Source organism: Pseudomonas sp. QL9 (assembly GCF_041409665.1).
Lineage (GTDB): Bacteria > Pseudomonadota > Gammaproteobacteria > Pseudomonadales > Pseudomonadaceae > Pseudomonas > Pseudomonas knackmussii.
Genome location: NZ_CP166971.1, coordinates 1,944,273 through 1,956,780, shown reverse-complemented (window position 1 = coordinate 1,956,780; position 12,508 = coordinate 1,944,273). Strand labels below are relative to the sequence as shown.

The following is a 12,508-nucleotide window of genomic DNA, read 5'->3' as shown; positions in this document are numbered from 1 at the left end:
TCATGCAACTGAACGATCTGCGTTCCGCGCCGGGTGCCCGTCGCGAGAAGCACCGTCCGGGTCGTGGCATCGGTAGCGGCCTGGGCAAGACCGGTGGTCGCGGCCACAAGGGTCAGACCTCCCGCTCCGGCGGCACCATCGCTCCGGGCTTCGAGGGCGGCCAGCAGCCTCTGCACCGTCGTCTGCCGAAGTTCGGCTTCAAGTCCCTGAAAGCCCTGGACCGCGCCGAGGTTCGTACCTCCGAGCTGGCCAAGGTCGAAGGCGGAGTCGTGACCGTGCAGTCCCTGAAGGATGCCAATGTCATCAACCGTAACGTACAGCGCGTCAAAGTCGTGCTGTCCGGCGAAGTTGCTGGTGCGGTAACCCTGAAAGGCATCGGCGCCACCAAAGGTGCGCGCGCGGCCATCGAAGCAGCTGGCGGCAAAATCGAGGACTAAATGGCTAAGCAAGGTGCTCTCTCTGCGCTGAGCAACGGTGGTGGTCTGTCCGAGCTCTGGGCACGTCTGCGCTTCCTGTTCCTGGCGATCATCGTCTATCGGATAGGTGCGCACATCCCGGTTCCGGGCATCAACCCCGACCGCTTGGCGTCACTGTTCCGGCAGAACGAGGGGACCATTCTTAGCCTCTTCAACATGTTTTCCGGCGGCGCGCTGGAGCGCATGAGCATTTTTGCGCTGGGGATCATGCCGTACATCTCGGCATCGATCATCATGCAGCTCATGACATCCATCAGCCCGCAGCTGGAACAGTTGAAGAAAGAGGGTGAGTCTGGGCGTCGCAAGATTAGCCAGTACACCCGCTACGGGACCGTCGCTCTGGCGCTGGTCCAGGCCATCGGCATGTCCGTTGGTCTGGGCAGCCAGGGCGTGGCCTTCTCCAATGACTTCGGCTTCTACTTCGTGTCGGTCACCACCTTCGTGGCGGGTGCACTGTTCATGATGTGGCTGGGCGAGCAGATCACCGAGCGAGGCGTCGGCAATGGTATTTCCATGCTGATCTTCTCCGGTATCGTTGCCGGCCTGCCGCGCGCTATCGGGCAGTCTTTCGAGTCTGCTCGCCAAGGTGACATCAACATCTTCGCCCTGATCGCCGTAGGCCTGCTGGCCGTTGCGATCATCGCGTTCGTTGTGTTCATCGAGCGTGGCCAGCGCCGGATTGCCGTGCATTACGCCAAGCGCCAACAAGGCCGCAAGGTGTTTGCCGCGCAAACCAGCCATCTGCCGTTGAAGGTGAACATGGCGGGCGTAATCCCGGCCATCTTCGCCAGCAGCATTCTGCTGTTCCCGGCGTCCCTGGGCGCCTGGTTCGGTCAGTCGGAGGGCCTGGGTTGGCTGCAGGACGTCGCGCAAGCGATCGCCCCCGGTCAGCCGTTGAACATTCTGCTGTTTAGCGCAGGGATCGTTTTCTTCTGCTTCTTCTACACAGCGCTGATGTTCAACCCGAAGGACGTGGCGGAAAACCTCAAGAAGTCCGGTGCATTTATTCCGGGTATTCGTCCGGGTGAACAGTCGGCTCGCTACATCGATGGCGTTCTGACCCGTTTGACCATGTTCGGTGCCCTGTACATGACGGCGGTGTGCCTGTTGCCCCAGTTCCTGGTGGTGGCAGCTCACGTTCCGTTCTACCTCGGCGGGACCTCGTTGCTGATCGTGGTCGTGGTTGTGATGGACTTTATGGCCCAAGTACAATCGCACCTCGTTTCTCACCAGTACGAATCCCTCATGAAGAAAGCCAACCTGAAGGGTTATGGCGGCAGCAGCATGCTGCGCTGACCGGCCCGTAAGGTTAGTAGGAGTCACTGATGAAAGTTCGTGCATCGGTTAAGAAGCTGTGCCGTAACTGCAAGATCATCCGCCGCGAAGGTGTTGTTCGCGTGATCTGCAGCGCGGAGCCGCGTCACAAGCAGCGCCAAGGCTGAGTGTGATCCACGCGATATAGCCCGGCAGCTAGTGTGCTGCCGGGTTGATTATTTGTTTTTACAGCGCTAATATCCGCGCCCTTTCTTGGCTTCCTGGGCGCCGGGTAGCTGTCAATTGGAGTTTTTCTGAATGGCCCGTATTGCAGGCGTAAACATTCCGGATAACAAGCACACTGTTATCTCGCTGACCTACATCTATGGTGTTGGTCGCACTACTGCACAGAGCATCTGTGTAGCGACTGGCATCAGCCCGTCGGCAAAGATCAAGGATCTGAGCGAAGAGCAGATTGATCAGCTGCGTACCGAAGTGGGCAAACTGACCACCGAGGGTGACCTGCGCCGCGAAATCAACATGAACATCAAGCGTCTGATGGACCTCGGTTGCTACCGTGGTCTGCGTCATCGTCGCGGTCTGCCGGTTCGCGGTCAGCGTACCAAGACCAACGCGCGCACCCGTAAGGGCCCGCGTAAGCCGATCCGCAAGTAATCGCTTAGGAATTTAGTCATGGCAAAACCTGCTGCTCGTCCTCGTAAGAAAGTCAAAAAGACGGTGGTTGACGGGATCGCTCACATCCACGCGTCCTTCAACAACACCATCGTTACCATCACCGACCGTCAGGGCAACGCTCTGTCCTGGGCTACCTCTGGTGGTTCGGGCTTCCGCGGCTCGCGTAAGAGCACCCCGTTCGCTGCCCAGGTAGCGGCCGAGCGTGCCGGCCAGGCTGCTCTGGAATACGGCCTGAAGAACCTCGACGTAAACGTCAAGGGCCCGGGCCCGGGTCGTGAGTCGGCTGTTCGTGCGCTGAATGCCTGCGGTTACAAGATCGCCAGCATCACCGACGTAACCCCGATCCCGCATAACGGCTGCCGCCCGCCGAAAAAGCGTCGCGTGTAATAGGAGACAGTGAGAAATGGCTCGTTACATTGGTCCCAAGTGCAAACTGTCTCGCCGTGAAGGCACTGATCTGTTCCTGAAGAGCGGCGCTCGCGCCCTCGACTCCAAGTGCAAGGCCGAACAGGTTCCTGGCCAGCACGGCGCTCGCCGTGGTCGCCTGTCCGACTACGGTCTGCAGCTGCGTGAGAAGCAAAAAGTCCGTCGTATCTACGGCGTACTGGAGCGTCAGTTCCGTGGTTACTACCAGGAAGCATCCCGCCGCAAAGGTTCTACCGGTGAGAACCTGCTGCAGCTGCTGGAATGCCGTCTGGACAACGTCGTCTACCGTATGGGCTTCGGTTCCACCCGTTCGGAATCCCGTCAGCTGGTGTCCCACAAGACCATCAGCGTGAACGGTCAGACCGTCAACATCCCGTCCTATCAGGTTAAGGCCGGCGACGTCGTTGCTATTCGCGAAAAGTCGAAGAACCAGCTGCGTATCGCTCAAGCCCTCGAACTGTGCGCCCAGCGCGGTCGCGTTGAGTGGGTCGAAGTGGACACCGACAAGAAGTCCGGTACCTTCAAGAGCGTTCCGGCTCGTGCCGACCTGTCCGCCGACATCAACGAAAACCTGATTGTCGAGCTCTACTCCAAGTAAGGGCTAGAAAATAGGTGCATCCATGCAGAGTTCGGTAAATGAGTTCCTGACCCCCCGCCACATCGATGTGCAGGTGGTCAGCCAAACCCGCGCCAAGATCACTCTCGAGCCTCTCGAGCGTGGTTTCGGCCATACCCTGGGCAACGCGCTGCGTCGCATCCTGTTGTCCTCCATGCCCGGCTGTGCAGTGGTCGAGGCCGAGATCGACGGCGTACTCCACGAGTACTCCGCGATCGAAGGTGTGCAGGAAGATGTCATTGAAATCCTGCTCAACCTGAAAGGTCTGGCCATCAAGCTGCACGGCCGTGACGAAGTGACGCTGACCCTGGCGAAAAAGGGCTCGGGTGTGGTGACCGCTGCCGATATTCAGCTGGATCATGATGTCGAGATCGTCAACGGTGACCATGTTATCGCCCACCTGGCCGATAACGGTGCGCTGAACATGAAGCTGAAAGTCGCTCGTGGCCGTGGCTACGAGCCGGCTGATGCTCGTTCGAGCGATGAAGACGAAAGCCGTAGCATTGGCCGTCTGCAGCTCGATTCCTCGTTCAGCCCCGTACGTCGTGTTGCCTACGTGGTCGAGAACGCCCGTGTCGAACAGCGTACCAACCTGGACAAGCTGGTCCTCGATCTGGAAACCAACGGCACCCTGGACCCTGAAGAGGCTATCCGTCGCGCCGCTACCATCCTGCAACAGCAGCTGGCAGCGTTCGTGGACCTCAAGGGTGACAGCGAGCCTGTCGTTGAAGAGCAGGAAGACGAGATCGATCCGATCCTGCTGCGTCCGGTCGATGACCTGGAGCTGACTGTCCGTTCGGCCAACTGCCTGAAGGCGGAGAACATCTACTACATCGGTGACCTGATTCAGCGCACCGAAGTAGAGCTGTTGAAAACTCCGAACCTGGGCAAGAAGTCCCTGACCGAAATCAAGGACGTCCTGGCCTCTCGCGGTCTGTCCCTCGGTATGCGCCTCGATAACTGGCCGCCGGCAAGTCTCAAGAAAGACGACAAGGCTACTGCCTGATCGTCGTAGCTACCGAACGTAAAGTTTGGAAAGGAATTGAACCATGCGCCATCGTAAAAGTGGTCGTCACCTGAGCCGCACCAGCGCGCACCGCAAGGCTATGTTCCAGAACATGGCTGTGTCGCTCTTCGAACACGAACTGATCAAAACCACCCTGCCCAAGGCCAAGGAACTGCGTCGCGTTGCCGAGCCGCTGATCACCCTGGCCAAGGTCGACAACGTTGCCAACCGTCGTCTCGCTTTCGACCGTACCCGTTCGAAAGAAGCCGTAGGCAAGCTGTTCAACGACCTGGGCAAGCGCTACGCCAACCGTCCGGGCGGCTACCTGCGCATCCTGAAGTGCGGCTTCCGCGCCGGCGACAACGCCCCCATGGCGTACGTCGAGCTGATCGATCGTCCGGTTGCCGGTCAGGTCGAAGCGGCTGAATAAGCCTGCTTGCTGCTCTACAAGAAACCGGGCCTCGTGCCCGGTTTTTTGTTGCCCCTGGAAATGGCTCGTATTTCGTCAGCATTTTCGCAATGGGGCTATCCTCGACCCGATCCGGATCGCGGTCGTGGAGGGCGGACTCCCCTTATTTTCTTCATCGGATTCATGGAGCTGACTGATGCAAGGCCACGCGGAAGTAATCGACTATCTCAACATGCTGCTGGCAGGCGAGCTGGCCGCGCGCGACCAATATTTCATCCATTCGCGCATGTACGAGGACTGGGGCTTCAGCAAGCTTTACGAGCGCCTCAACCATGAGATGGAAGAGGAAACTCAGCACGCCGACGCGCTGCTCCGTCGCATCCTGCTGCTCGAGGGCACGCCCCGCATGCGTCCGGACGAAATTCATCCAGGTCGCACCGTGCCGGAAATGCTCGAGGCCGATCTCAAGCTGGAGCGCCAGGTGCGCGCCGCGTTGGCCAAAGGCATCGCGCTTTGCGAACAGCACCGCGATTTCGTTTCCCGCGAGATTCTCAAGGCGCAGCTGGCCGACACCGAGGAAGACCACGCCTACTGGCTCGAGCAGCAGCTCGGTCTGATCGCCAAGATGGGGCTGGAGAACTACCTGCAGTCGCAGATCTGACAGCCGAATCGCCATAAAAGAAGCCCCTGGTGCTGCCGTGCACCAGGGGCTTTTTGTTGGGTCGGGAAGCGCGTTCAGGCGTCTGTAGCGCACCGGCGGCTGCCTATCAGGATGTCAGTTTTTAAGAGATAAAAACTATCGTGGCGTTGCTTTTCATAAATTGGTCCCTTCTTTGGAGCGGGTCTAGTCTTACCCAACCGTCGGCCGTAGTCGTCCAGACCGACTCGATGAGGACAGAGGACAAAGGAGAGAGCAATGTCGAATGAAGCAAAATGCCCGTTCAATCATGTCGCAGGTGGCGGCACCACTAACAGGGATTGGTGGCCCAACCAGCTTCGCGTGGATCTGCTCAACCAGCATTCGAACAAGTCCAACCCGCTCGGCAAGAAATTCAACTACGCCGAAGAATTCAAGAAGCTCGACTACAAGGCCCTGAAGGCCGACCTGGTCCGGCTGATGACCGACTCCCAGGACTGGTGGCCCGCTGACTTCGGCCACTACGGTCCACAAATGATCCGCATGGCCTGGCACGCCGCCGGCACCTATCGCACCACCGACGGCCGTGGCGGCGGCGGTCGCGGCCAGCAGCGCTTCGCTCCACTCAACTCCTGGCCGGACAACGTCAACATCGACAAGACCCGCCGGCTGCTCTGGCCGATCAAGCAGAAGTACGGCCAACAGATTTCCTGGGCCGACTTGTTGTTGCTTGCCGGTAACGTCGCGCTGGAATCCATGGGCTTCCGCACCTTCGGTTTCGGCGCGGGCCGCGAAGACGTGTGGGAACCGGACCAGGACGTGAACTGGGGCGCCGAGATCAAGTGGCTGGGCGTGGACCCCGAGCGCGTCGACGCCGCCCGTGATCTGACCCCGCCTTTCGGTGCCACCCACATGGGCCTGATCTACGTGAACCCCGAAGGCCCGAATGCCAGTGGCGACTACATGCTCGCTGCCCGCGATATCCGCGAAACCTTCGGCCGCATGGCCATGGACGACGAGGAAACCGTGGCCCTGATCGCCGGTGGCCACACCTTCGGCAAGACCCACGGCGCCGCGCCTGAATCGCACAAGGGCCCGGAACCGGAAGGCGCGCCCATCGAAGCCCAAGGTCTCGGCTGGATCAGCAACTTCGGCAGCGGCCACGGCAAGGACACCATTTCCAGTGGCCTCGAAGTCACCTGGACCAAGACCCCGGCGCTGTGGAGCAACAACTTCTTCGAGAACCTGTTCAAGTTCGAGTGGGAACTTACCACCTCGCCGGCAGGTGCGAAGCAGTGGATCGCCAAGGACGCTCCGGAAATCATTCCGGATGCGCATGTCCCCGGCAAATTCCACAAGCCGACCATGCTGACCACCGACCTGACCCTGCGTTTCGATCCCGAGTTCGGCAAGATTTCCAAGCGCTTCCTGGACGATCCGCAGGCCTTCGCCGACGCCTTCGCCCGCGCCTGGTTCAAGTTGATCCACCGCGACCTGGGCCCGAAAGCACGCTACCTCGGCCCGGAAGTGCCGAAGGAAGACCTGCTCTGGCAAGACCCGCTGCCGGCGGCCACGCACAATCCGAGCGCTGCCGATATCGCTGATCTGAAGGCGAAGATCGCTGCCTCCGGGCTGTCGGTTGGCGACCTGGTTTCGGTAGCCTGGGCCTCGGCTTCGACCTTCCGCGGTGGCGACAAGCGCGGCGGCGCCAACGGTGCGCGCCTGGCTCTGGCGCCGCAGAAGGACTGGGTGGTCAACCAACGTGCCGTCAAGGCGCTGCCCAAGCTGGTGGATATCCAGAAAGCATCTGGCAAGGCGTCGCTGGCCGACGTCATCGTACTGGCCGGTAACGTGGGTATCGAGCAGGCCGCCAAGGCTGCCGGCGTAAGTGTGGACGTGCCGTTCAGCGCGGGCCGTGTCGATGCTCGCCAGGACCAGACCGACGTCGACTCCTTCGGCGTGCTGGAGCCGGTTGCCGATGGCTTCCGCAACTACAGCAAGGGCAAGCTCGGTGTTCCTACCGAGGCCATGCTGATCGACAAAGCGCAACTGCTTACGCTGACTGCGCCCGAGATGACCGCGCTGGTGGGTGGCCTGCGGGTGCTGGGAGCCAACCACGACGGCAGCCAGCACGGCGTGTTCACCGACAAGGTCGGCGTGCTAAGCAATGACTTCTTCGTCAACCTGCTGGACATGGGCACCGAGTGGAAGGCTGTGGACAGCTCTGGCGAAGTCTTCGAGGGCAAGGACCGCAAGACCGGGAAGGTAAAGTACACCGGGACCCGCAACGACCTGGTGTTCGGCTCCAACTCGGTGCTGCGCGCCTACGCCGAGGTGTATGCCAGTGCCGACGGCAAGCAGAAGCTGGTGGAGGACTTCGTCGCCGCCTGGACCAAGGTGATGAACCTGGACCGTTTCGACCTGGCCTGATGCTCCAGTGCTGAAAGAAAAAGCCGGGCGATTCAGACTGTGTGAAAACCTAGCCGTCTGAGCACAAGCCAAAGACAATGCCCGTATCGATCGATACGGGCATTGTCGTTCATGGGCTATATCCGCGGTGAAGGGCGTGATCAGGGCAGCTTGTTTCCAGTGTCGCTGGATGAGTTGGTTCCCGAAGAACATCTGGTCCGCGTGATCGAGGCCTACGTGGCGCGGTTGGATTTGCAGCGGCTGGGCTTCAGCAAGGCGCAGGCGAGCCGGACGGGGCGCCCGGCCTATGATCCGGCCGACTTGCTCAAGCTGTACCTGTATGGCTACTTCCAGCGAATTCGCTCCTCGCGCCGACTGGAAGCCGAATGCCAGCGCAATGTCGAAGTGATGTGGCTGCTGGGTCGCCTGTCGCCGGACTTCAAGACCATTGCCGACTTCCGCAAAGACAATGGTTCGGCGTTTCAGGCGACCTGTCGTGCTTTCGTGCAGTTCTGCCGCCAGGTCGGGTTGCTCGGTGGTCAGTTGGTGGCCATCGATGGCAGCAAATTCCAGGCGGTGGCTTCACGGCGCAAGCACCTGAGCCTGGCGCGGCTCAAGCGTCAGCAAGCCAAGCTGGAGGCCGAGATAGCCCGCTATCTGAGCGACCTGGATGAGGCCGACCGCGCCGAAGCGGGCGATGGGGTCGACCGGAGTGCCGTGAAGACTGCGCTGGAGCAGTTGCAGGCTCAACACGCGGACAACCTGACCTGCCAGGTACTGATGCAGGCCCAGGGGCTCGAGCAATTCGTGATCGGCGAGGCCGATGCCCTGTTGATGCGAACTCACCAGGGCGCACGGGTCGCCTACAACGTGCAAAGTGCCGTCGATGACAAGCATTGCTTGGTGCTGCACCACGAGGTGACCCAGGATGGCAATGACACTCGCCAGTTGCAGCCGATGGCGGAAGCCGCTCAAGCCGTGCTGGAACAGGCGCAACTGACGGTCACGGCGGACGCCGGCTACTCCAATGGCGAGCAATTCCAGGCGTGCGAGGATGCAGGCATCACGGCGTATGTACCGCCGAACCGTGGCGTTAACAATCATGGCAACGGCACGGCGCTGTTCGACCGAAGCGCCTTTACCTACGACGCGGAGCATGACCGCTATCAGTGCCCGGCAGGCCAGTGGCTCCCGCTCAAACAGGTACGAGGCACAGAGAGGATTTATGCGATCGCCGGCGACTGCCGTGCTTGCCCTTTGAAGGCGCGCTGCACGAATAGCCAGCGTCGTCATCTCAGCCGTCATGCCCATGAATCAGCGTTCGAGCGCATGCAGCAACGCCTGAAGGCCCGGCCGGAGATGATGGCCAAGCGCCGGGCGATCGTCGAACACCCCTTCGGTAACCTGAAACAGTGGATATTCGGCAACGGCCGCTTCCTGCTGCGGCAGTTAGCGGGCGCCAGTACGGAAATGGCCCTGGCCGTGCAGGCCTACAACCTCAAACGCGCGATTCAGGTACTCGGCGCGCGTCGCCTGATCGAGTTGATGGGCTGATCCCTCCAAAAAAACAAACGCCCCGAACCAGTCGGGGCGTTTGTTTTGCCTTGCTCACAGCGTGTTTTCACACGGCCTGGGTTTGCGGGGCTTTTTCGTTTTCGGCCGTCAGGCGCGATCGCGTTCCAGCAGCGGTTTGAGGAAGCGGCCGGTGTGCGACTGCTCCATCTCCGCCACCTGTTCCGGTGTGCCGCTCGCGATGATCTGGCCGCCCTTGGAGCCACCCTCGGGGCCGAGGTCGACCAGCCAGTCGGCGGTCTTGATCACGTCCAGGTTGTGCTCGATCACTACCACGGTGTTGCCGTGGTCGCGCAGGCGGTGCAGTACGTCGAGCAGTTGCTGGATGTCCGCGAAGTGCAGGCCGGTGGTCGGCTCGTCGAGGATGTACAGGGTCTTGCCGGTATCGCGCTTGGACAGCTCGCGGGACAGCTTGACCCGCTGCGCCTCGCCGCCGGAGAGGGTGGTCGCGCTCTGCCCCAGCTTGATGTACGACAGGCCCACGTCGATCAGCGTCTGCAGCTTGCGGGCGATGGCCGGGACGGCGTCGAAGAACTCGCGGGCGTCCTCGATGGTCATGTCGAGTACCTCGGTGATGCTCTTGCCCTTGTAGCGGATCTCCAGGGTCTCGCGGTTGTAGCGCTTGCCCTTGCAGACGTCGCAGGGCACGTAGATGTCCGGCAGGAAGTGCATCTCCACCTTGATCACGCCGTCGCCCTGGCAGGCCTCGCAGCGGCCGCCCTTGACGTTGAACGAGAAGCGCCCCGGGCCGTAGCCGCGCGAACGGGCTTCCGGCACGCCGGCGAACAGCTCGCGGATCGGGGTGAACAGGCCGGTGTAGGTCGCCGGGTTCGAGCGCGGTGTGCGGCCGATCGGGCTCTGGTCGATATCCACCACCTTGTCCAGGTGCTGCAGCCCATCGAAGGTTTCGTAGGGTGCGACCTCCAGGCTGGTGGCGCCGTTCAGCGCGGTGGCGGTGATCGGGAACAGGGTGTTGTTGATCAGCGTCGACTTGCCCGAGCCGGACACGCCGGTCACGCAGGTGAACAGGCCGACCGGGATTTCCAGGTTGACGTTCTGCAGGTTGTTGCCGCGCGCGCCCTTGAGCTTGAGCAGCTGCTTCTTGTTGCGCGGCGTGCGCTCGGCCGGCACCACGATCTTCTGGCGTCCGGAGAGGTACTTGCCGGTGACCGAGTCCGGATGGTCCATGACCTCCTGCGGCGTGCCCTCGGCGACGATCTGCCCGCCGTGCACGCCGGCGCCGGGGCCGATGTCGACCACGTAGTCGGCGAGGCGGATGGCGTCCTCGTCGTGCTCCACCACGATCACCGTGTTGCCGAGGTTGCGCAGGTGGGTGAGGGTGCCCAGCAGGCGCTCGTTGTCGCGCTGGTGCAGGCCGATGGAGGGTTCGTCGAGGATGTACATGACGCCCACCAGGCCGGCGCCGATCTGGCTGGCCAGGCGGATGCGCTGGGCTTCGCCGCCTGACAGGGTGTCGGCGCTGCGGTCCAGGGTCAGGTAGTCGAGGCCCACGTTGACCAGGAACTGCAGGCGCTCGCGGATTTCCTTGAGGATCTTCGCGGCGATCTCGCCGCGGCGACCGGTCAGGGTCAGCCCCTCGGCGTAGTCACAGGCAGCGCCCACCGGCATCGAGGTGACCGCCGGCAGGGTCTTGTCGCCGACCCATACGTGGCGCGCCTCGCGGCGCAGGCGGGTGCCGTGGCAGTCCGGGCAGGGCTGGGTGCTGAGGAACTTGGCCAGCTCCTCGCGCACGGTGGCCGACTCGGTTTCGCGGTAGCGGCGTTCCAGGTTCGGCAGGATGCCCTCGAAGGGGTGCGCGCGCTTGACGATGTCGCCGCGGTCGTTGAGGTAGCGGAACTCGACATTTTCGCGGCCGGAGCCATTGAGGATGAATTTCTGGTGCTCCGGTGGCAGGTCCTGGAAGGGTTCCTCCAGGCTGAATCCGAAGTGTGCGGCCAGCGAGCCGAGCATCTGGAAGTAATAGACGTTGCGCCTGTCCCAGCCGCGGATGGCGCCCTCGGCCAGGGTCAGCTCGCCATTCACCACCCGGCGCGCGTCGAAGAACTGCTTCACGCCCAGTCCATCGCAGGTCGGGCAGGCGCCGGCCGGGTTGTTGAAGGAGAACAGCTTGGGTTCCAGCTCGCTGATCGAGTGACCGCAGATAGGGCAGGCGAAGCGGGCGGAGAAGATGATTTCTTCGCCTTCTTCGTCGTCCATCGGTGCCACGAGGGCGATGCCATCGGCGAGATTGATCGCCGTCTCGAAGGACTCGGCCAGGCGCTGCTGCAGGTCGCCACGGACCTTGAAGCGGTCGACCACGACGTCGATGGAGTGCTTCAGCTTCTTGTCCAGCTTGGGCAGCTCGTCGAGCTCGTAGAGCTTGCCGTTGACCCGGGCGCGGACGAAGCCTTGCGCGCGCATTTCCTCGAACACCGCCAGGTGCTCGCCTTTGCGCTCACGGATCACCGGGGCCAGCAGCATCAACTTGCGGCCTTCGGGCAGCGCCAGGACCTGGTCGACCATCTGGCTGACGGTCTGCGCCTCCAGCGGGATGTCGTGGTCCGGGCAGCGCGGAATGCCGACGCGCGCATACAGCAGGCGCAGGTAGTCGTAGATCTCGGTGATGGTGCCGACGGTGGAGCGCGGATTGTGCGACGTCGACTTCTGCTCGATGGAGATGGCCGGCGACAGACCTTCGATAGTGTCGACGTCGGGCTTTTCCATCATCGAGAGGAATTGCCGGGCGTAGGCCGACAGGGATTCCACGTAGCGGCGCTGGCCCTCGGCGTAGAGGGTGTCGAAGGCCAGGGAAGACTTGCCGGAGCCGGACAGGCCGGTGATCACGATCAGCTTGTCGCGCGGCAGGGTCAGGTCGATGTTCTTCAGGTTGTGGGTACGTGCCCCACGGATGAGGATCTTGTCCACAGCGGCCTCGCATGGCGGGCGAAAACCGCTGAGTATACGTTTCCCCCGGCCGCTGCGGCAAAGCGCCGACTGGTGCCCTCGG

12 protein-coding genes are annotated in these 12,508 nt (G+C 62.0%); 11 read left to right on the top strand and 1 reads right to left on the bottom strand.

The window, feature by feature from the left end:
- Window positions 1–2 precede the first annotated feature (2 nt).
- The 11 genes from rplO to ACA097_RS09150 all read left to right on the top strand — a co-directional run bounded on the left by rplO (window position 3) and on the right by ACA097_RS09150 (window position 9,483).
- A complete protein-coding gene (gene rplO / locus ACA097_RS09200) occupies window positions 3–437 on the top strand; it encodes a 50S ribosomal protein L15 (RefSeq protein ID WP_043248948.1) in 435 nt (144 codons plus the stop codon).
- Window positions 438–1,772 (top strand): preprotein translocase subunit SecY, encoded by a 1,335-nt coding sequence (gene secY, locus ACA097_RS09195; RefSeq protein WP_043248950.1) that lies wholly within the window; start codon window positions 438–440, stop codon window positions 1,770–1,772. It begins immediately after the preceding gene.
- A gap of 29 nt (window positions 1,773–1,801) precedes the next feature.
- The gene (gene rpmJ / locus ACA097_RS09190) at window positions 1,802–1,918 is read left to right on the top strand and encodes a 50S ribosomal protein L36 (RefSeq protein WP_002555468.1); all 117 of its coding nucleotides are present in this window, start codon (window positions 1,802–1,804) and stop codon (window positions 1,916–1,918) included.
- A 130-nt stretch (window positions 1,919–2,048) separates the two neighbouring features.
- Complete coding sequence (gene rpsM / locus ACA097_RS09185; RefSeq protein WP_043248952.1) at window positions 2,049–2,405, top strand: 30S ribosomal protein S13; 357 nt, start codon at window positions 2,049–2,051, stop codon at window positions 2,403–2,405.
- A gap of 18 nt (window positions 2,406–2,423) precedes the next feature.
- Window positions 2,424–2,813, top strand: coding sequence for a 30S ribosomal protein S11 (gene rpsK, locus ACA097_RS09180; RefSeq protein ID WP_003093689.1), 390 nt, complete (start codon window positions 2,424–2,426; stop codon window positions 2,811–2,813).
- A 16-nt stretch (window positions 2,814–2,829) separates the two neighbouring features.
- On the top strand, window positions 2,830–3,450 hold the full coding sequence (gene rpsD, locus ACA097_RS09175) for a 30S ribosomal protein S4 (RefSeq protein ID WP_043248954.1): 621 nt from the start codon (window positions 2,830–2,832) through the stop codon (window positions 3,448–3,450).
- 22 nt (window positions 3,451–3,472) lie between these two features.
- The gene (gene rpoA / locus ACA097_RS09170) at window positions 3,473–4,474 is read left to right on the top strand and encodes a DNA-directed RNA polymerase subunit alpha (RefSeq protein WP_043248956.1); all 1,002 of its coding nucleotides are present in this window, start codon (window positions 3,473–3,475) and stop codon (window positions 4,472–4,474) included.
- A 43-nt stretch (window positions 4,475–4,517) separates the two neighbouring features.
- Window positions 4,518–4,904, top strand: a complete 387-nt coding sequence (gene rplQ / locus ACA097_RS09165) for a 50S ribosomal protein L17 (RefSeq protein ID WP_043248958.1) — start codon at window positions 4,518–4,520, stop codon at window positions 4,902–4,904.
- 175 nt (window positions 4,905–5,079) lie between these two features.
- Complete coding sequence (gene bfr, locus ACA097_RS09160) at window positions 5,080–5,544, top strand: bacterioferritin (RefSeq protein ID WP_043248961.1); 465 nt, start codon at window positions 5,080–5,082, stop codon at window positions 5,542–5,544.
- A gap of 255 nt (window positions 5,545–5,799) precedes the next feature.
- Complete coding sequence (gene katG / locus ACA097_RS09155) at window positions 5,800–7,950, top strand: catalase/peroxidase HPI (protein ID WP_371369896.1); 2,151 nt, start codon at window positions 5,800–5,802, stop codon at window positions 7,948–7,950.
- 111 nt (window positions 7,951–8,061) lie between these two features.
- Complete coding sequence (locus tag ACA097_RS09150; protein WP_371368433.1) at window positions 8,062–9,483, top strand: IS1182 family transposase; 1,422 nt, start codon at window positions 8,062–8,064, stop codon at window positions 9,481–9,483.
- Between the two features lie 108 nt (window positions 9,484–9,591).
- Here ACA097_RS09150 and uvrA read toward each other — a convergent pair whose 3' ends face one another.
- Complete coding sequence (gene uvrA / locus ACA097_RS09145; RefSeq protein ID WP_043248965.1) at window positions 9,592–12,426, bottom strand: excinuclease ABC subunit UvrA; 2,835 nt, start codon at window positions 12,424–12,426, stop codon at window positions 9,592–9,594.
- Window positions 12,427–12,508: the final 82 nt, after the last annotated feature.

Bases quoted from the DNA above. Each gene is read 5' to 3' on its own strand.
- rplO (WP_043248948.1), top strand. From the start codon at position 3: ATGCAACTGAACGATCTGCGTTCCGCGCCGGGTGCCCGTCGCGAGAAG.
- secY (WP_043248950.1), top strand. From the start codon at position 438: ATGGCTAAGCAAGGTGCTCTCTCTGCGCTGAGCAACGGTGGTGGTCTG.
- rpmJ (WP_002555468.1), top strand. From the start codon at position 1,802: ATGAAAGTTCGTGCATCGGTTAAGAAGCTGTGCCGTAACTGCAAGATC.
- rpsM (WP_043248952.1), top strand. From the start codon at position 2,049: ATGGCCCGTATTGCAGGCGTAAACATTCCGGATAACAAGCACACTGTT.
- rpsK (WP_003093689.1), top strand. From the start codon at position 2,424: ATGGCAAAACCTGCTGCTCGTCCTCGTAAGAAAGTCAAAAAGACGGTG.
- rpsD (WP_043248954.1), top strand. From the start codon at position 2,830: ATGGCTCGTTACATTGGTCCCAAGTGCAAACTGTCTCGCCGTGAAGGC.
- rpoA (WP_043248956.1), top strand. From the start codon at position 3,473: ATGCAGAGTTCGGTAAATGAGTTCCTGACCCCCCGCCACATCGATGTG.
- rplQ (WP_043248958.1), top strand. From the start codon at position 4,518: ATGCGCCATCGTAAAAGTGGTCGTCACCTGAGCCGCACCAGCGCGCAC.
- bfr (WP_043248961.1), top strand. From the start codon at position 5,080: ATGCAAGGCCACGCGGAAGTAATCGACTATCTCAACATGCTGCTGGCA.
- katG (WP_371369896.1), top strand. From the start codon at position 5,800: ATGTCGAATGAAGCAAAATGCCCGTTCAATCATGTCGCAGGTGGCGGC.
- ACA097_RS09150 (WP_371368433.1), top strand. From the start codon at position 8,062: ATGGGCTATATCCGCGGTGAAGGGCGTGATCAGGGCAGCTTGTTTCCA.